This is a genomic window from Dactylosporangium sp. CA-139114, assembly GCF_050955725.1.
Classification (GTDB): Bacteria; Actinomycetota; Actinomycetes; order Mycobacteriales; family Micromonosporaceae; genus Dactylosporangium.
Window position 1 is genome coordinate 7850076 of sequence record NZ_CP192080.1, and the last position, 17616, is coordinate 7867691.

18 protein-coding genes are annotated in these 17616 nt (G+C 73.5%); 10 read left to right on the plus strand and 8 right to left on the minus strand.

Annotated elements, in window-relative coordinates; translation table 11 throughout:
- Positions 1-7 precede the first annotated feature (7 nt).
- Entirely contained in the window at positions 8-427 is a 420-nt protein-coding gene (locus tag ACQP2P_RS34935) for a hypothetical protein (RefSeq protein ID WP_433608251.1), read from the plus strand.
- A gap of 91 nt (positions 428-518) precedes the next feature.
- Here the strand turns inward: ACQP2P_RS34935 and ACQP2P_RS34940 are convergent, their stop codons facing one another.
- The 3 genes from ACQP2P_RS34940 to ACQP2P_RS34950 are packed head-to-tail and all read right to left on the minus strand — an operon-like array spanning position 519 to position 4019.
- The gene (locus ACQP2P_RS34940) at positions 519-1715 is read right to left on the minus strand and encodes a pyridoxal-dependent decarboxylase (protein ID WP_433608253.1); all 1197 of its coding nucleotides are present in this window, start codon (positions 1713-1715) and stop codon (positions 519-521) included.
- Positions 1712-2566, minus strand: coding sequence for a hypothetical protein (locus tag ACQP2P_RS34945; protein ID WP_433608255.1), 855 nt, complete (start codon positions 2564-2566; stop codon positions 1712-1714). The genes ACQP2P_RS34940 and ACQP2P_RS34945 overlap by 4 nt, the downstream gene beginning before the upstream one ends.
- Entirely contained in the window at positions 2559-4019 is a 1461-nt protein-coding gene (locus ACQP2P_RS34950; protein ID WP_433608257.1) for an APC family permease, read from the minus strand. Before ACQP2P_RS34950 ends, ACQP2P_RS34945 begins: the two co-directional genes overlap by 8 nt.
- 477 nt (positions 4020-4496) lie before the next feature.
- Between ACQP2P_RS34950 and ACQP2P_RS34955 the strand changes: the two genes are divergently transcribed.
- The gene (locus ACQP2P_RS34955) at positions 4497-4880 is read left to right on the plus strand and encodes a YccF domain-containing protein (protein ID WP_433608259.1); all 384 of its coding nucleotides are present in this window, start codon (positions 4497-4499) and stop codon (positions 4878-4880) included.
- A gap of 60 nt (positions 4881-4940) precedes the next feature.
- On the opposite strand, the gene ACQP2P_RS34960 is transcribed toward ACQP2P_RS34955, so the two are convergent.
- From ACQP2P_RS34960 to ACQP2P_RS34970, 3 genes are read right to left on the minus strand one after another with little or no spacing between them, the layout of a single operon-like run.
- Entirely contained in the window at positions 4941-6194 is a 1254-nt protein-coding gene (locus ACQP2P_RS34960) for a glycoside hydrolase family 3 N-terminal domain-containing protein (RefSeq protein WP_433608261.1), read from the minus strand.
- A gap of 23 nt (positions 6195-6217) precedes the next feature.
- Entirely contained in the window at positions 6218-7879 is a 1662-nt protein-coding gene (locus ACQP2P_RS34965) for a sulfatase-like hydrolase/transferase (RefSeq protein WP_433608263.1), read from the minus strand.
- Positions 7880-7884: 5 nt separating this feature from the next.
- Positions 7885-8595, minus strand: coding sequence for a CDP-alcohol phosphatidyltransferase family protein (locus ACQP2P_RS34970; RefSeq protein ID WP_433608265.1), 711 nt, complete (start codon positions 8593-8595; stop codon positions 7885-7887).
- Positions 8596-8699: 104 nt separating this feature from the next.
- Between ACQP2P_RS34970 and ACQP2P_RS34975 the strand changes: the two genes are divergently transcribed.
- The 8 genes from ACQP2P_RS34975 (at position 8700) to ACQP2P_RS35010 (ending at position 15252) form a co-directional block, all read left to right on the plus strand.
- Positions 8700-9665, plus strand: a complete 966-nt coding sequence (locus ACQP2P_RS34975; RefSeq protein WP_433608267.1) for a zinc-dependent alcohol dehydrogenase — start codon at positions 8700-8702, stop codon at positions 9663-9665.
- A 15-nt stretch (positions 9666-9680) separates the two neighbouring features.
- Entirely contained in the window at positions 9681-10079 is a 399-nt protein-coding gene (locus ACQP2P_RS34980; RefSeq protein ID WP_433608269.1) for a 6-pyruvoyl trahydropterin synthase family protein, read from the plus strand.
- Complete coding sequence (locus ACQP2P_RS34985) at positions 10079-11080, plus strand: glycosyltransferase family 4 protein (protein ID WP_433619377.1); 1002 nt, start codon at positions 10079-10081, stop codon at positions 11078-11080. Before ACQP2P_RS34980 ends, ACQP2P_RS34985 begins: the two co-directional genes overlap by 1 nt.
- Before the next feature lie 55 nt (positions 11081-11135).
- Positions 11136-12086, plus strand: a complete 951-nt coding sequence (locus ACQP2P_RS34990; protein WP_433608271.1) for a lysylphosphatidylglycerol synthase transmembrane domain-containing protein — start codon at positions 11136-11138, stop codon at positions 12084-12086.
- 9 nt (positions 12087-12095) lie between these two features.
- The gene (locus tag ACQP2P_RS34995) at positions 12096-12728 is read left to right on the plus strand and encodes a GTP cyclohydrolase II (protein WP_433608273.1); all 633 of its coding nucleotides are present in this window, start codon (positions 12096-12098) and stop codon (positions 12726-12728) included.
- A 76-nt stretch (positions 12729-12804) separates the two neighbouring features.
- Positions 12805-13455 carry a RibD family protein gene (locus ACQP2P_RS35000; RefSeq protein WP_433619379.1) on the plus strand — a complete coding sequence of 217 codons (651 nt, stop codon included), beginning with the start codon at positions 12805-12807 and terminating at the stop codon, positions 13453-13455.
- The gene (locus ACQP2P_RS35005; RefSeq protein ID WP_433608275.1) at positions 13455-14858 is read left to right on the plus strand and encodes a ferredoxin reductase family protein; all 1404 of its coding nucleotides are present in this window, start codon (positions 13455-13457) and stop codon (positions 14856-14858) included. The genes ACQP2P_RS35000 and ACQP2P_RS35005 overlap by 1 nt, the downstream gene beginning before the upstream one ends.
- Before the next feature lie 124 nt (positions 14859-14982).
- Positions 14983-15252 (plus strand): hypothetical protein, encoded by a 270-nt coding sequence (locus tag ACQP2P_RS35010; protein ID WP_433077978.1) that lies wholly within the window; start codon positions 14983-14985, stop codon positions 15250-15252.
- A gap of 40 nt (positions 15253-15292) precedes the next feature.
- On the opposite strand, the gene der is transcribed toward ACQP2P_RS35010, so the two are convergent.
- Both der and cmk read right to left on the minus strand, forming a co-directional pair.
- Positions 15293-16612 (minus strand): ribosome biogenesis GTPase Der, encoded by a 1320-nt coding sequence (gene der / locus ACQP2P_RS35015; RefSeq protein WP_433619381.1) that lies wholly within the window; start codon positions 16610-16612, stop codon positions 15293-15295.
- A 56-nt stretch (positions 16613-16668) separates the two neighbouring features.
- Positions 16669-17340, minus strand: coding sequence for a (d)CMP kinase (gene cmk, locus ACQP2P_RS35020; protein WP_433608278.1), 672 nt, complete (start codon positions 17338-17340; stop codon positions 16669-16671).
- Positions 17341-17616: the final 276 nt, after the last annotated feature.

The window sequence follows — 17616 nt, forward strand, 5'->3', positions numbered from 1 at the left end:
GCCGCACGTGGTCCGATTCAGCAGACGCGCCGCGGACGCGGACCGCGACCCCGGGCCCGGAGCCGCCGGGGATCGTTACGCCAACCGCGAGACCGCCGCCGGGCTCTTCAGCCGCCCACCGCCCACGATCGCGCCCCGGATCACGCCCGCGATCCCGCCCGAGCCACCGGGGGCGCGGCACGAGCCGGAGCCTCCGCCGCCGCACCTGTCGGTGCGGCCGCTGCGGGAGCCGGCGCCGGCCGTCACCACGATCCGGGTCGAGCCGGTGCCGATCGACGGGTTCGAGTTCGAGACCGCCGCGCCCTGGTGCACCGAGCCGCCGCCGGAGCCGCCCCGGCCGCCCGTGCCCCGGCCCGCGCCGCGGCCGATCTTCAAGCCGCTCGCGCCGAAGCCCCGGCCGCGCACGATCACCTGGCTCGACGAGTAGCAAGGGGCGGGCCGAAGCCTCAGGTGACAGCGGCGCCGTCTCGGGTGCGGGCGCCCGGGCCGGAGGGTCGGCGCCGCTCAGACTGACGGACTCAGCTCGCCAGGGCGCCCGGCAGCAGCCCGGACGCGGCGGCGACGGTCTCGCGCAGGTCGGCGACGAAGCGGTCGACGCGTTCGGGCGGGACGCCGGGCATCAGCACGACGTGGGCGTTGCCGCGCTCGTCGGTCGCGAGCGGCCACCGGTCCAGCAGCGGCTGCGGCGGGCGCGGGAACACCACGGTGAAGGCCCGCGGCTGGGCGCGCCAGGCCGGCCAGCCGACGCCGCGCAGCTGCTGTTCGGTGTAGCGCGCCAGCGCCCGCGCCCCCTCCGCCCGCGCCCGCAGGCCGGCCGGGCCCCAGTGCCGCAGCAGGTACCACAGCCACAGCGGCGCGTGCCCCGAGCGCGAGCCGGTGATGGTGCTGTCGGGCGCGGCCGTGTACGTGATGTCGCCCCGGCCCGTGTGCCGGTCCGCGAGCGCCACGACCACCCCGCACGGGAACGGCACCGCCATGAACTTGTGCCCGCTGACGGCGATGCTGTGGGCGCCGTCGGTGAACATGAACGCGGGGCGGCCGACGGCCTCGTCCAGGGCCAGCGGTACGCCCGCCAGCGCGGCGTCGGCGTGGATCCAGCGCCGCCGCGGCTCGACCCCGGCGGCGTCGAGGGCCGTGCCGATGCGGGCGACGTCGTCCACCGCCTCGGTCATCGTCGTGCCGATCGAGGCCACCACGATGACACCGGTGCCGCGGCGGTGCCGCGAGTCCCGGCTCACCGCCGCGTGGAGCAGTTCGTATCGCATCTCCCCGCGCTCGTCGGCCGGGATCTCGCGCAGCCGCAGCCGCAGCAGCTCCGCGGCCTTGGCCACGCTGTAGTGCGCCGACGAGGAGCAGTAGACGGTCGCGGCCGCGAGCTGCCGCCGCGCCTGCCACAGCGCCCAGTGGGTGCTCTCGGTGCTGCCGGTGGTGACGTACCCGTGCCGGTTGTCCAGCGGCGCCCCGAACAGGTCCGCCAGGAACCCGACCACCTCGTATTCGAGGTGCTTGGTGTGCAGGCGGTACGCGCCGCCGGGCGCGAACGGGTGCCCGACGTTGTTGAGCAGCAGGCGCTCGAACGGCACCAGGGCGCTCACGTCCGGCAGGTCGGTCGCGCCCGGGAAGCCGAGGTCGTAGTCGCGGTGCTGGAGCAGGTCGGCGTGCAGCTGGTCCAGCCGGCCCGTCACCGTCGGGTCGGCCGGAGACCCCGGGGTCATCGCGGCCGCGACCCGTGGTCGACGATCCGGCCGATCTCGCCCATCCACCGCCACACGTGGTAGATGGGGTCGGACTCGGGCGTCTCGGCCAGCGCCGGGTTCCAGCGCCAGTGCATGCTCGGGGTGCCGTACTGCGTGTTGCCGTCCCGCACCGAGCAGTCCACGGTGAGCGCGTTGAACTGCAGCTCCCCGCCGCGGTCGAGCACCAGCATCGTGCCGTCGATGAGCCGGGCGTAGCAGCGGCCCGGCAGGTCGGCCTCGCTGCGCGCGGTGCGCTGGGCGGTGGCCCAGTCGCCGTACTGCGTGTCGAGCGTGACGACCCCGATGCCGGCGAACACGGCCTGGCCCGACATCGAGTCCGTCTTGTTGCACATGGCCGTGCGCGGATCGAAGCGCGGATCGGCGGCGTAGCCCTCGCGGGCGTGCTGGGCCATGCCGTACAGCAGGTGCGGCAGGGAGGCGGCCTCGTCGTCGGCGAGGAAGATCCGGGTGGCCGTGCGCAGCTGGTCGTACAACCGGCGCTCCGGCTCGCTGTAGAACAGGGCCACCCCGTGCGGGGCGAGCGGATCGCGGCGGCGACGCTCCCAGGCGTGCCGCGCGTGCAGGAACGAGAAGCGCCGCAGCCGCGCCACGACCGCACCCCGATACGTCGGCGTGATGTCCACGCTCGGCGGCGGTCCCGCCTCGGGGCCGGTCGGCACGCTCTGCATGTGCCGCGGGCCGGGCGCGCGGGTCTCGGGCTCGGGCGGGTGGCCCGGCGGCGGTGTCGGCCCCTCGCTCGTGCGCTCGAGCGCCCACCAGGGCACGGGCGAGGAGGGGGGCGGCGGGGGGCTGATGCGCGGGTCAGACATCGAGGTCCTGCAGCCGCTGGTCGAGCACCCGCAGCGGGTCCGGCCGGCCCTTGCCGACCTCGGCGAGCACCGGCGCCTTGCGGGCCCGCAGCGCGAAGCCCCACACCATGCCGACGACGACCGTCAGCACCACCATGGCCGGGATGATCGCCTGCAGCGGCGAGCTCTCGGCGATCTGCAGCAGCGACGACAGGTGCGACACCATGACCGCGAGCACGACCAGGCCGCCGACCACGCCGAGCGAGGGCAGCACCGTGGCGACGAACAGGCCCTCGGTGCTCCCGCCGCCGCGGCGGTAGAAGCGGATCGCGCCCGTCGAGATGAGCACGAGCATGACCAGGATGCCCACGGCGCCGGCCGCGGAGAACCAGGTGAAGATGACGCCGATCGGGTCCGCCCCGGCCGCGGCGAAGAGGCCGACCACGAGCAGGGCCGAGATGCTCTGCACGAGCGAGCCGCCGGTCGGCGCGCCCTGGGCCCGGCCACTGGTGCCGGTGCGGGCCAGCCACGCCGGCAGCACGCCCTCGCGGGCCATGGCGAAGAGGTAGCGCGCGATCGTGTTGTGGAACGACAGCATGGCCACCGTCACGCTCGTGACGAGCAGGAGCGTCGCGAGCAGGCTCAGGCCGCTGCCGTACCACTGGTCGAACAGCGAGAACGGCAGGCCCGAGTCCGGGTTGGCCGCGGTCGCGCCGATCTGCCGGTCGCCGACGGCCACCGCGAGCGCCCAGGCCGAGACCCCGTAGAACAGGGCCATGAACAGCACCGCGGCCAGCGTGGAGCGGCCGATGCTCCGGCTCGTGCGGACCTCCTCGGAGTAGGCCGGGGCCGTGTCGAAGCCGATGAACGCCGCGATGCCGAGCGCGAAGGCACCGCCGATGCCGGGCGCCCACAGGCCGCTGAGGGTGATCGGCGCCGTGGTGATCGACCCGCCGAACGGGTGCGTGAAGCTCGCGATGTCGAACAGCGTGATGACCGCGAGCTCGACGCAGAGCACGCTGCCGACGACGAACGCCGACAGCGAGACGTGCAGCAGTCCGCAGATGGCCACGACGAGCCAGATGACCGCGGCCCAGATCAGCCACGCTCCGCCGACCAGGCCCGCGATCGTGACGCCGATCAGGCCGTACAGACTCATCTGGATGGCCGAGTAGAACACCAGCGCGAGCGCCCCGCCCGTGAGCCCGGCCACCGGCCCGAAGGCGTGCGCGAGCAGCGCGTAGGCCGGTGCGGCGTGCGGCACCGTGCGCGACATGGCCACGTATCCGACCGCGAGGAGCCCGAGCATGACGCCCAGCAGCGGGAACGTCAGCGGGGTGGCGACGAGTCCGGTGGCCGCGTAGGTGGCGACGATACCGCCGGCGAGCACGGCCATCGGCGAGCTCGCGCCGACCTGGAAGAGCCACACACCCCCGCCGCTCATCTTGCGGCGGGTGAGTCCTTGCGTCGTCACCGGACCCCACCGTCCACAGTGGAGTTGTTCCGGGTTGCGGGCACGGGTGTAGCGGAAGGACGCATCGCGGCGCGCTCTCCAAGGCTTCGACGGGCCGGATGCGATCCGGCCACGATAGTCAATGTGATAAATGTCGCCGCGAAGTGTATCGGTGTGGATCACTGAGCGCCTACGGCCCGGGGCTGCGTGGAAATTCACATTCCGCGCTGCCATGATCACATTGCGTTGACCTTGTCGTACGGCAACAAAGGATCCTTACTCAAGTCGGAAATCTGATCGGAAAACTGCCACGAAGGCCGCGCACGGGACCCTCGCCGCGGAACATCGGATGGGTCCGGCGGCCCGCGCGTAGTGTCCGGCCGATGACGGAACCCGAGAAGCCCGAGATGCTCGAAGGCGGCCGGACGACCGGCGCGCAACGTCCTTCTGGGCCCGGTGACTTTGTGCGCGGTTGCGGCGCTACGTCATGATCGAGGCGTGGTTCGCTTCGTTCTCAACGTCCTGTGGGTCATCTTCGGCGGCGGGCTCCTGCTGTTCCTCGGCTACGCCCTGGCCGCGCTCATCTGCCTCGTGCTCGTGGTGACGATCCCGTTCGCGATCGCGTCGTGGCGGCTGGCGGTGTACTCCCTGTGGCCGTTCGGCCGGACGGTGCGGGCGCGGTCCGGCGGCTCCGGCGTGGCGACCGGCCTCGCCAACGTGCTGTGGGTGGTGCTCGCCGGCTGGTGGCTCGCCCTGACCCACATCTCGGCCGGCATCACCCTGTGCGTCACCATCATCGGCATCCCGTTCGGCATCGCGCACTTCAAGCTCGTGCCGGCCGCGTTCTGGCCCCTGGGCCGCGAGGTCGTCGACCTCGACTGAACCCGCTTGTGCACACCGAGTCGCGGACGACCCGGGCCGGGTCCTGGGGTGAGACGGGCCTCAGCCGCAGGTCACGAGCCCGGCGCGGACCTTGCTGCGCACCACGCGGGTCGCGGACTCGCTCACGCGCCGGGCGAACGCCGGGTCGGCCTTCGCCGCGGTGACGAGCGCATCCGTCATCGGCCCGGCGTCGGAGAGCCGCACGCTCAGCGGCATGTCGCCGCCGGCCTGCACGAACTTCACGGCCCGCTGCCCCACCGGGACGGAGGACACCGCGACCGCCGCGCCGAGGTCGTCCGACATCACGAGCCCGTCGAAGCCGAGCTTCCCCCGCAGCAGATCGGTCACGATCGGCGCCGAGAACGCGGCGACGTTCTTCGAGTCGAGCTTCGGGTACGTCGCCGAGGAGATCATCACCGCGGCCGACCCGGCCTTGATGCCGCTCACGAACGGCTGCAGCACCGCGTCGTCCGCGGTCGTCAGGTCGTCGCGCGCGCCCGCCGAGGTGTCGGTGTTCACGCGCACGCGGCCGAGGCCGGGAAAGTGCTTGAGCGTGGTCTGCACACCCGCGCCCTGGATCGCGGTCACCACCGTGGCCACGTCCTCGGCGACGGGCCCGGGCGTCGAGCCGTACTGCCGCTCGAATCCCCCGATCGGCGGGTTGCTCTTGCCCACGTCCGCGGGCACCACGTCGGCGACCGGCGCGAGGTCGATCGTGATCCCGACGCCCTTGAGCCGCCCGGCCCACTCGGCGGTGCGGCTGTTCAGCGTCGAGGCGTCGAGCCGGCCCTGGCTGACCGCGGTCGGGATGGCCGGGAAGTCGTCGCCCTTGAGCGTCTGGACCTGGCCGCCCTCCTGGTCGATGCCGACCTGCAGCGCGAGCCCGCCGCCGGCCCGGGCCGCGTCCTGGAGCTGGGCGATCTGCTGGCGCAGCGTGGCCGCCGAGGCCGAGGAGCGCCCGGCGAGGAAGATACCGCCCAGCTTGTACTGCCGCAGCGTCTGCGTCGCCCCGAGCGGCGAGCTCAGCGGCGTGCCGATCATGAGCAACTGGGCCGCCTGCAGTTCGAGCGGCAGCTTGGCGACCACCGACTCGGCGCACCCCGCGGCGGCGGACGACGCCGGCGCCGCGGCGCTCGCACGCGCCGAGCCGCCCTCGGACGCCACCGCCCCCGGCGGCGGGGAGCCGTCGCCCCCGGACACCGCGAAGGCGACTCCGGCCCCGACCAGCACCACCACGGCCGCCGCGATGACCGCCCACACCGGGAACGGCCCGATCCGCCCCCGCTCGGCGATCCGGCGCGTTCCTCTCGACATCCGTCGAGGATACGCAAGCGCCGTCAGCGGTAGGCGGTCAGGAACTTGTCGCGGAACTGGTCCATTCGCCACACTGGCGCGCCGTCCGCGGGCCGCAGGCCGTCCTGCCAGCCCCAGCCCGAGATCTTCGCGAGCACGGCGGGGTCGCGGGCGACGATCGTGATCGGCACGTCGTGGCTCGCGGTGTCCCCGACGATGACCGGCGACGGCTGGTGGTCGCCGAGGAAGACGACCACGAGGTTGTCGTCGCCGTACGTCTCCACGTAGGAGATCAGCGAGCTCAGCGAGTACACGATCGCGTTGCGGTAGGCCGTGCGGATCTTCTCCGAGGTGCGGATCACGGAGTCCGGCGGGTCGCCCTCGGTGCTCATCGAGCGGTAGACGCTGCCGTCGCCGACCTCGTCCCAGCCGACCAGCTGCGGAATCGGCGTCCAGGGCGCGTGGCTGGAGACGAGCGGGATCTCGGTGAAGGTCGGCCGGTGGCCCGGCGCTCGCAGCAGGCGCTGGTAGGCCGCGAGCGTGAACTGGTCGGGCACGGGCACGTAGCTGAACTTCGGGCCCTTGTAGCCCATGTTCCGCGAGTCGTAGAGGTCGTGGTACTGGAAGAACCGGCCCTCGGGCCAGTCGCGGTCGTTGGCCGGCATGATCCCGCCGACGTGCCAGCCGCCCCGGCGGAACGCGGCGTTGAGCGTGAACCGGTCGCCGGCCAGCAGCGACGAGCTGCGCTGGTTGTTGTCGACCCACAGGCCCGACAGCAGCGTCTCGTGCGCCATCCAGCTGCCGCCGCCGGTGATCGGGGAGGTCAGGAACGCCGAGCGGGCCTGGAAGCCCTTCGCCGCCAGCCGCGTCGTGCCGTCGTCGAGCACCGCGCCGACCTGGGGGGCGTACTGCGGGTTCTGCACCGCGTCGCGCCCGTAGCTCTCGACGAACGTGAGCAGCACGTCCTTGCCGCGCAACGCGGTGAGCAGCTGCGAGCCGGGCACGTCGCGGAACGCGTCGACCTGCGACTGCCGGCCGAACTTCTCGCTGTCGTCGAGGTCGCGCCGCACGAGCGAGACCTGGGTCCCGAGCGCGCCGACGGCCCCGTCGGAGGCGACCGGCACCCCGCTCGCGGCCTGCACGTCGAAGACCGCGAACACCGCCCAGGCCGCGGCCAGGATCGCGGTGGCGCGGGTGGTGGCCACCTGGTGCCGCACGGCCAGGCGGGCGAGCCGGCGCAGCGTGAGCGTCATCACCACGGGCACGCCGAGCGCGACCAGGCCGAGGATGACCGTGATCACGATCGCGGCCGGTTGCCCGAGCGAGGACTTGACCAGGCCGTACGCCGGGTCGAGCAGCACCCAGTCGAGCACCGGGTCGAAGGGGCGCGACAGCGCGGTGTAGAAGCCGAGGTTGAACAGCCGGATGATGAACAGCGCGCCGAGCAGGACTCCGGCGACCCAGAGCACCACGGTCCGGGCCCGGCCGCGCACGGCGAGGAACAGCGCGACGAGCAGCAGACCCTCGATCGGGATCCGCAGAAAGGCCCCGGAGGAGTACTGCGTGAGCCGATCCGGCGTGACCAGCGTGAACAGCACCACCGCGGCCCCGAGCAGCGTGCCCGCCCACACCAGGGCGGTGCGCAGCCGGGACCGCCGCGCCGGGGGCGACGGCGGCGCGGAGGTCTCGACGTCGGGTGTCAGCACGGACATCAGGATGACACCGCGATCCGCAGCGACTGCCGGCGCCAGCGCCACAGCACCTCGGAGCCGAACGACTCGACGAGGAACAGCAGCGAGATGGCCACGACGGTGGTCGTGACCGCGAGCGGCAGGACCCCGGACGCGGCGACGGCGAGGGTCACGCCCTGCATCGCGGCGACCACCTTGCGCCAGTAGCGGGGCGGGACCGGCCCGCGCAGCCAGGGCACGAGCCACGTGGCGACCCCGATCACGTAGCGCATCGCCCCGATCGCGAGCACCCACGGCCCGACGGACTCGGCCACGAACGCGCTGAGCACGAGGATCAGCCAGGCGTCGGTCTCCATGTCGAAGCGCGCGCCGAGCGGCGTGACCCCGCCGGTGCGCCGGGCGACGTTGCCGTCCACGGCGTCCAGGGCGAGGGCGACCGCGGTGAGCACGCACAGCACCGGGATCGACACGGGCCGCGTGAAGGAGTCGGCGGTGAGCGCGGCCACGCCCCCGGCGAGCCCGGCCCGGGTCAGCGTCACCCAGTTCGCGGCGCCGAAGGCCTCGGCCCCGCAGCGCTGCAGGCCCGCCTCGAGTGCGATCGAGACGACCAGGCCACCGGCGAGACCGACCGCCCAGCCCGCCGTGCCCAGCCCGACCGTCCCCGAGAGGACGCCGAGCACGGCAACATGGAAGATCAGTCCAATGACCGGACCGGTTCGAACCTTCGGCATCGTCGCTCCGTGTACGAGGCTGTGCTTGCTGACCATGGACCCGACAGTGCATACGCGCATTCGGGCGTGACGGTTCGATCTGCACGATTCCAGGGAGTTTTCGCATGCCAGTGGCGTACGCGTTCTGGACCACCGAGTCGGGGGGCGAGATCCGCCCGGTCGAGGTGCCCGCGCCGGGCGAGGACGAGGTGCTGGTCCGGACGTTGTACTCCGGCGTGAGCCGCGGCACCGAGACCCTCGTGTTCGCCGGGCGGGTGCCGCCCGACCAGCACGAGGCCATGCGCGCGCCGTTCCAGGAGGGCGGTTTTCCGTTCCCGGTGAAGTACGGCTACCTCAACGTCGGCGTGGTCGAGGCGGGCCCGGCCGACCTGCGCGGCCGGGCGGTGTTCTGCCTGTATCCGCACCAGACCGAGTACGTGGTGCCGCGCGCGTCGGTGGTGCCGCTGCCCGAGGGGGTGCCGCCGCGCCGGGCCGTGCTCGCCGGCACCGTGGAGACGGCCGTGAACGCGCTGTGGGACGCGGCCCCGCTGATCGGCGACCGGGTCAGCGTGGTCGGCGCGGGGATGGTCGGCTGCAGCGTCGCCGCGCTGCTGGGCCGCCTGCCCGGGGCCGAGGTCGAGCTGGTCGACACCGACCCGTCCCGCCGGGCCGTCGCGGACGCGCTCGGGGTCGCGTTCGCCGGCCCGGACGAGGCCGCCGGGGGCCGCGACCTCGTCGTCCACGCGAGCGCGTCCGAGCGGGGGCTGCAGACGGCGCTCGGGCTGCTGGCCGCCGAGGGGACGGTGGTGGAGCTGAGCTGGTACGGCGACCGCCCGGTCACCCTCGCGCTGGGCGGGGCGTTCCACTCGGGCCGGCTCACGATCCGCAGCAGCCAGGTCGGCACCGTCTCGCCGGCCCGGGCCGCCACCCGCACCTACGCCGACCGGATGGCCCTGGCGCTGCGCCTGCTGCGCGACCCCGTCTTCGACGCCCTCATCACCGGCGAGTCCCCGTTCGCCGAGCTGCCGGCGGTGCTGCCCCGGCTCGCCGACGGGACGCTGCCGGCCCTCGGCCACGTGATCACCTACTGAACAGGAGCATGCCGCGTGTACAGCCTCACCGTCCGTGACCACATGATGATCGCCCACAGCTTCCGCGGCGAGGTCTTCGGGCCCGCCCAGCGTCTGCACGGCGCGACCTACGTCGTGGACGTGACCTTCTTCCGCCGGCAGCTCGACGCCGACAACCTGGTGGTGGACATCGGGCTGGCGTCGCAGGAGCTCAAGGACGTCCTGGCCGCGCTCAACTACCGCAACCTCGACGACGAGCCCGACTTCAGCGGCGTCAACACGTCGACCGAGATGCTCGCCGCGGTGGTCGCCGACCGGCTGGCCGAGCGGGTCGCCGCCGGGGCGCTGGGGGCGGGCGGGGCCGGGCTGGAGCGGCTGTCGGTGACCCTGCGCGAGTCCCACGTCGCCTGGGCCACGTACGAGCGCGCTCTGTGATCTTCGCCGTCCTGCCCAACGACATCGACGACCCCGGCTCGCCGAGCGGCGGCAACCGGTACGACCGCGAAATTTGCGACCGGCTGACCGTCCTCGAACGACCGGCCTTCGGTGCGTGGCCGGAGCCGAGCGCCGCGGAGCTCGCGGCGCTCGGCACCCTCCTGACCGGGATTCCGGACGGCTCCGCGGTGCTGATCGACGGCCTGGTCGCGTCGTGCGCGCCCGCGGTGCTGGAGGCGCACACGGCCCGGCTGCGGCTGGTCGTGCTGGTCCACATGCCCTTCGACGACCTCCGAGCGTCCGAGGCCCGGGCGCTGCGCGCGGCGAGCGGGGTCATCGCGACCAGCGGCTGGACCCGTCGCCGGCTCATCGAGCTGCACGGCCTGAGCCCCGACGACGTGCATGTGGCGACCCCGGGCGTCGATCCGGCACCGCTCGCGGAGGGCTCGGGCGGCGCCGGGTCGCTGCTGTGCGTCGCCGTCGTCGGCGCCCACAAGGGCCACGACGTGCTGGTCGAGGCCCTCGCGCGGGTCGCCGACCGGGACTGGACGTGCGTCTGCGCCGGCTCCCTCGACCACCACGCGGACTTCGTCGCCACGCTGCGCGAGCGCATCGACGCGCTCGGTCTCGGCTCCCGCATCGAGCTGGCCGGCCCGCGCGCCGTCGGCGGCCTGTACGCGGCCGCGGACCTGCTGGTGCACCCGTCGCGGGGCGAGACCTACGGCATGGTCGCCGCCGAGGCCCTCGCCCGCGGGGTCCCCGTCCTGGCCACGACCGCGCAGGGGCTGCCCGACGCGATCGGGGCCGCCGCGCCGCCCGGCTGGCTGGTGCCGCCCGGCGACCCCGACGCCCTGGCCGGCGCCCTGCGGAACTGGTTCGACGACGCGGCGCTGCGCGAGCGGCTGCGAACCGCCGCGCTCGCCCGCCGGGCCACGCTCACGGGGTGGGACGACACCGCCCGCGCGATCGAGGCGGTTTTCCGACACGCGGCGGTGGACTGAACCCGATCGGTCCGGACGGCGTATGACAAGAGAGATCGTCCGGAAGGGAGCCCCCATGGCCAACGCCACCGTCGCCGTACCCACGACGGGTCGCCGGGCGATCAACTGGGGGCTCGTGCGGACCCTGGCCGGCCTCGCGGTGCTCGCGGTGCTCGTCTGGCGGGTCGGCAGCGGCCCCTTCCTCGCCGGGCTGCGCATGATCGACGCGTGGGCGATCGTCGCCGCCGTCGGCGTCGGGGCGGCCACGATCGTCGCGTGCGCCTGGCGCTGGCGGCTCGTCGCCCGCGGGCTCGGCCTGCGGCTGCCCCTGCACACGGCGGTCGCGGAGCTGTACCGGGCCGTGCTCATCAACTCCACGCTGCCGGGCGGGGTGCTCGGCGACGTCGACCGCGCCGTCGGCCACGGGCGCGAGGACGGCGACGTCGGCCGCGGCATCCGCGCCGTGGTGTGGGAGCGCACCGCCGGCCAGGTCGTCCAGCTCACCCTCGCCGCCGGGCTGCTCTGGGCGCTGCCCTCGCCGGTGCGCCCGCTGATGCCCCGGATCGCCTCCGTCGCCGCCGCGTTCGCGCTGGTCGTGGTCGTGCTCGCGCTCGTCGCCGGCCGGCGCGGGCCGCAGTGGTGGCGCCGGGCCGTGCGCACGGCCCGGGCCGACGTCCGCGAGGTGCTGCTCGCCCGGCGGATCTGGCCCGGGGTCGTCTTCTTCTCCGCCGTCGCGGTCGCCGGTCATCTCGTCACCTTCATCGTCGCCGCCCGCACCGCCGGCCTGACCGCGCCGGCCGGGCAGCTGCTGCCGCTGACGCTGCTGGCGCTGCTGGCGATGGGGGTGCCCGCGAACATCGGCGGGTTCGGGCCGCGGGAGGGCGTCGCCGCCTGGGCGTTCGCCGCCGCCGGGCTGACCGCCGCGCAAGGCGTCGCGACGGCGACCGTCTATGGGGTACTGGTGCTGGTGTCGAGCCTTCCCGGCGTCGCGGTCCTGCTGTTCCGCCGACGCACCGTGGCCAGCTGAAGGAGAGGGATGTTCGAAACACTGCCTGGGGCAACCATGCGCACGCAGGTGACCGTGCCGCTGCGGCTCCTCGACGGGTACCGCACCACCGCCCGCCTGTTCACGTTCCACGGCCTGGTCGACGGCCGCGAGCACGTCGCCTTCGGCCTCGGCGACTGGGCCGGCGCGCTGCGCCGCAGCGGCGACGGGGGCGCCGCGCCGCTGGTCCGCCTGCACAGCGAGTGCCTGACCGGGGACATCTTCGGCAGTGAGCGCTGCGACTGCGGGCCGCAGCTGCGCGAGGCGATCGAGCGGATCTCCGAGGCCGGGGGCTTTCTGCTGTACCTGCGGCAGGAGGGACGGGGCATCGGGCTGTACTCGAAGCTCGACGCGTACGCACTGCAGGACACCGGCCTGGACACCTTCGAGGCCAACATCGCGCTCGGGCACGCCGAGGACGAGCGGGACTACTCCGCGGCCGCCCAGATGCTCGACGCGCTCGGCGTGGACCGCATCCGGCTGCTGACCAACAACCCCGACAAGGCCGACCAGCTCGGCGGGCTCGGGATCACGGTGGCCGACTCGGTGCCGACCGGGGTGTTCCTCAGCCCGGCCAACGCGGGGTACCTCGCGGCAAAGGCGAGCCGTGCCGCCGCTCGGTGAGGCGACGCTCGCCCCTTGGGACAATGCGGCCGTGCAGACTTCGCGGGCGCGGCCCTACGTGCTGGTGAGCTGCGCGATGTCGCTGGACGGCTACCTCGACGACGCGACCGACGAGCGGCTGGTGCTCTCCAACAGCGAGGACCTCGACCGGGTCGACGCGATGCGGGCCGGCTGCGACGCGATCCTGGTCGGGGCCAACACCATCCGCCGCGACAACCCGCGGCTGCTCGTGCGCGCGGCCGAGCGCCGGGAGCGGCGGGCCGGCGACGGGCTGCCGCCCCCGGCGAAGGTCGCGATCCTCGGCCACGGCGACGTCGACCCCGGCTCGCGCTTCTTCACCGAGGGCGATACCGAGAAGATCGTGTACTGCGCGACGACGACCGCCCGCCACAACCGGTCCCGGCTCGGCGGCCGGGCCGAGGTCGTCGACGGCGGCGAGCCCGTCGACGCCGCGTTCGTGCTCGAGGACCTCGCCGCCCGCGGGGTGGGACGCCTGCTGGTCGAGGGCGGCAGCACGATCCACACGATGTTCCTCACCGCCGGGCTCGTCGACGAGCTGCACCTCGTGATCGCACCGTTCTTCGTCGGCGACGGGCGGGCCCCGCGGTTCGTCGGCGACGGCCGCTTCCCGTGGCACCCGGGCCACCGCGCCACGGTGGTGGACGTGCGGCAGATGGACGACGTGGTGCTCCTGCGCTACGCCCTTTCCGAGCGATTCGAGGCCTGATGAGCACCCCCACGAGCAGCGTGGAAGCGCCGATCCGGATGCACGACCCCCGGGCCGCCGTCTCGGAGCGGGTGCAGCGGCACCGGCGGCCGCGCGGCGGGACGGGGCCCCAGCGGGCGACGTTCGCGCTCGTCGCCGTCGCGCTCGCCAACGCGGCCGTGGTCGAGGCGCTGTTCTTCACCGCGACCGGCGCGCCGAGCGCCATGCTCGCCGCCGGGCGCTTCCTCGGCCTGCACGCCGCGGTGCTGCTCGCGCTGCAGCTCGTGCTCGTGGCCCGGGTGCCGTGGCTGGACCGGCGGCTCGGGCTCGGCCAGCTCACCGCCTGGCACCGCTGGGTCGGCATCGGGCTCGCCTGGACGATCGTGGTGCACGCGACGCTCGCTTCGTGGGCGTACGCCCGCATCAACCACTGGCCGTTCGGCACCCTCGCGGACAAGTGGCTCGGCTCGCTCGGAACCCTCGCCGGCGTCATCTCGGGCACCCTGCTGTTCCTCGTCGTGCTCGCCTCCACCCGGGCGGTGCGGCGGCGGTTGCCGTACGAGCTGTGGCACCTCGTCCACCTGGGCACCTACGCGGTCGTCGGGTTCGCGATCGTGCACCAGACCATCGAGAACCCGATCTCCCAGCCGGCCACGTGGGCGAAGGTCTACTGGTGGGTCCTGTGGACGGTCGCGATCGGGCTGTTCGTGCTCGGCCGCATGGCGCTGCCGCTGTGGCGCAACCTCCGCCACGGCCTGCGCGTGTCCGCCGTCGTGGCCGAGTCCGACGACGTGACCTCGGTCTACGTCACCGGGCGGGGCCTGGACCGCATGCCGGCCGAGGCCGGGCAGTTCATGCTGTGGCGCTTCCTCACCCCGGGCCGCTGGTGGCAGGTCAACCCGTTCTCCCTGTCGCAGGCGCCGGACGGTCGGACCCTGCGGCTCACCGCCAAGGCCGTCGGGCACGGCACGGCGGGCCTGCGCAAGCTCCGCGTCGGCACCCGGGTCTTCGTCGAGGGCCCCTACGGCGCGTTCACCGCCAAGCACCGCACGAAGTCCTCGACGCTGCTGATCGCGGGCGGGGTCGGCATCACCCCGATCCGGTCGCTGCTGGAGGTGCTCGAGGGCTCGATCGTGCTCATGTACCGCGTCCGCTCCGAGGCCGACGCCACGCTGCTGAGCGAGCTGCGCGACCTCGCGCGCGCGAAGCGCGCGACGCTGATGCTCGTCGTGGGCCGCACCAAGGACACGAACCCGCCGCCGCTGAGCCCGGAGCACCTGACCACGCTGGTGCCCGACATCCGCCGGCGCGACGTGTACGTCTGCGGGCCGACGGCCATGACGGACACGGTCCTCGCATCGCTGCGCAAGCTGGGCGTGCCCAAGACCCAGATGCACGCGGAGATCTTCGCCCTGGCCGACTGACCGAGGCGTCAGCCGACTGATCTCGGGGGTCAGCCGGGTGCGGTCCGGTGCCCGGCGCTCACGGATGCCCCGCGCACGCCGAAGTCAGCCCTGGATCCGGCCGGACTTCGACAGGGAGCGCACCTTGGGACTCACCGTGTTCGTGGTACTCGTGGTGCTCGCCGCCGGCGCCGAGGCGCTGCTCCCCCGGCGCAACCGCCCCGCCCCCGAAGTCGCCGAGCCGGAGGACCTCTCGTTCGTGCTGCGCTCCGGGCTGGCGCCGATCCGCGGCTACGCGGAGATCCTCGGCGACCGCGTGAGCGGCGACGACGACCGGCGGATGATCCGGGCCATCGAGCACCACGCCGAACGGCTCACGGTGCTGGCCGATCGCCTCCACACCGAACGCCCCTGACGCTACTGCTGCTGCTTCCTCCGCCGCGTTGTTCCTTGTTCTATTTTTTGTTCTTCTTCCGCGGCTTCACCGTGATGTGGATCGGCGTGCCGGTGAAGTCGAACTCCTCGCGCAGCTTGCGCTCGACGAAGCGGACGTAGCCCGGGTCCAGCGCGCCCGTCGTGAACAGCACGAACTTTGGCGGGGAGACGCCGGCCTGGGTCGCGAACAGCACGCGCGGGGCACGGCCGCCGCGCACCGGGTGCGGGGTCGCCTGCACGAGCGCGGTGAGCCACTGGTTGAGCTGGCCCGTCGGCACCCGGCGCTCCCAGTTGGTCAGCGCGGTGCGCAGGGCCGGCGCCAGCTTGTCCACCGCGCGCCCGGTCAGTGCCGAGACGTTCACCCGCACGGCCCACGGGACGCGGCGCAGCTCGCGGTCGATCTCCTTGCCGAGCTGGTAGCGCCGGTCCTCGTCGACCAGGTCCCACTTGTTGAACGCGATCACGAGCGCCCGGCCGGCCTCGATCACCATGGTGATGATGCGCTGGTCCTGCTCCGAGATGACCTCGCTCGCGTCCAGCAGCACGATCGCGACCTCGGCGGCCTCGATGGCCGCGTTGGTGCGCAGGGACGCGTAGTACTCGGTGCCGCTCGCGTGCGAGACGCGCTTGCGCAGGCCGGCGGTGTCGACCAGGTGCCAGGTCTCGCCGCCGAACTCCACGAGGCTGTCCACCGGGTCGACGGTGGTGCCCGCGACCGAGTCGACGACCGCGCGCTCCTCCTTCGCCAGCTTGTTGAGCAGGCTGGACTTGCCCACGTTGGGGCGCCCGACGAGCGCGATGCGGCGCGGACCGGCCTCGCGCGGCTCGACCGGCCGGGCCGCGGGAAGGTGCTCGAGGATCTTGTCGAGCAGGTCGCCGGAGCCGCGGCCGTGCAGCGCCGAGACCGGGAACGGCTCGCCGAGCCCGAGCCCCCACAGGCTGGCGATCTCGCCCTCGATCCGGTCGTTGTCGACCTTGTTCGCGACGAGGATCACCTTGCTCGCGCTGCGGCGCAGCATGCGCACCGCGGCCTCGTCGTCGGCGGTCGGCGGGATCGTGGCGTCGACGACGAAGAGCACCACGTCGGCGGTCTGCGCGGCGATCTCGGCCTGCGTCGCGATGGCCTTGGCCCGCTCGCGGGCGTCGGGCAGCCAGCCGCCCGTGTCGACGATCGTGAAGTTGCGGCCGGTCCACTCCGCGTCGTAGGCGACCCGGTCCCGGGTCACCCCGGCGACGTCCTCGACGACCGCCTGGCGGCGCCCGAGGACTCGGTTGACCAGCGTGGACTTGCCGACGTTGGGGCGGCCGACCACGGCGACGATCGGCAGGCTGATCTCCATGTCCCTCTCGTCGCTCTCGTCGAGAACCTCGCGGGAGACGTCCGCGGGCGTTGCCTTCACGCCGTCACCTTGTCGAGCATGCGTCGCAGCCGCTCGACCACCTCGTCGATGCCGAGCGCGGTGGTGTCGAGCACCACCGCGTCGTCGGCCTGGCGCAGCGGGTCGGCGGCGCGGGTCGAGTCGAGCCGGTCACGCCGCGCGAGGTCGGCGGCGGTCGCGGCCCGATCGGTCGCGTTCTCGCTGCTGCGGCGGCGGGCGCGCTCCTCGGCGTCGGCGGTGAGGTAGACCTTGAGGTCGGCCTCGGGCGCGACGACAGTGCCGATGTCGCGTCCCTCGACGACGATCCGAGCGGACTGGGCGATGATCGCGCGCTGCTGGGCGACGAGCCGGGCGCGCACGGCCGGGACCGCCGAGACGGCCGACACCGCCCGGGTGACCTCCGGTCCGCGAATCTCCCGGTCGACACCGACGCCGTCGACGCTCACGTGCGGGCTCGCCGGATCCGTGCCGACGACCAGCTCGACACCGTCGGCGACCGCGGCGATCTTGTCGGCGTCGCCCAGGTCGACGTTGTCGCGCAGCACGGCGTACGTCACCGCGCGATACATGGCGCCGGTGTCCAGGTAACGCGCGTCGAGCGCCTGGGCAACTCGGCGGGAGATGGTGGACTTGCCGGAGCCGGACGGCCCGTCGACGGCAATCACCAGTTGCCGGCCCTCGTCGTGCACGCCCGTCTCCTCTGCCTCGATGAAGCCCTGCAAAACAGTACTTGACCCACCGATGCCGCCCGCCCACGGGAGGCCGCCGTCACATCCGGTTTCCCTGGGATGGCACAGCGCACGCTCTCTTCCACTGGGATGGCACAGCGCACGCTCGCGTCGCTTCCGGAAGGCCACACCGCACAGTTCGTGCCGAAGGCCACAGCTGTCCCGTGTGGCACATCCTGTCTTTGCGAGGTCACAGCTGTGCTGCTTGTCGTTGCGAAGGCCACAGCCATGCCGCGG

Excerpts from the sequence above, each read along its gene's own strand:
- ACQP2P_RS34940 (WP_433608253.1), bottom strand. The coding sequence starts at position 1,715 with ATGACCCCGGGGTCTCCGGCCGACCCGACGGTGACGGGCCGGCTGGAC.
- ACQP2P_RS34945 (WP_433608255.1), bottom strand. The coding sequence starts at position 2,566 with ATGTCTGACCCGCGCATCAGCCCCCCGCCGCCCCCCTCCTCGCCCGTG.
- ACQP2P_RS34960 (WP_433608261.1), bottom strand. The coding sequence starts at position 6,194 with ATGTCGAGAGGAACGCGCCGGATCGCCGAGCGGGGGCGGATCGGGCCG.
- ACQP2P_RS34970 (WP_433608265.1), bottom strand. The coding sequence starts at position 8,595 with ATGCCGAAGGTTCGAACCGGTCCGGTCATTGGACTGATCTTCCATGTT.
- ACQP2P_RS34975 (WP_433608267.1), top strand. The coding sequence starts at position 8,700 with ATGCCAGTGGCGTACGCGTTCTGGACCACCGAGTCGGGGGGCGAGATC.
- ACQP2P_RS34990 (WP_433608271.1), top strand. The coding sequence starts at position 11,136 with ATGGCCAACGCCACCGTCGCCGTACCCACGACGGGTCGCCGGGCGATC.
- ACQP2P_RS34995 (WP_433608273.1), top strand. The coding sequence starts at position 12,096 with ATGTTCGAAACACTGCCTGGGGCAACCATGCGCACGCAGGTGACCGTG.
- ACQP2P_RS35000 (WP_433619379.1), top strand. The coding sequence starts at position 12,805 with ATGTCGCTGGACGGCTACCTCGACGACGCGACCGACGAGCGGCTGGTG.
- ACQP2P_RS35005 (WP_433608275.1), top strand. The coding sequence starts at position 13,455 with ATGAGCACCCCCACGAGCAGCGTGGAAGCGCCGATCCGGATGCACGAC.
- der (WP_433619381.1), bottom strand. The coding sequence starts at position 16,612 with ATGGAGATCAGCCTGCCGATCGTCGCCGTGGTCGGCCGCCCCAACGTC.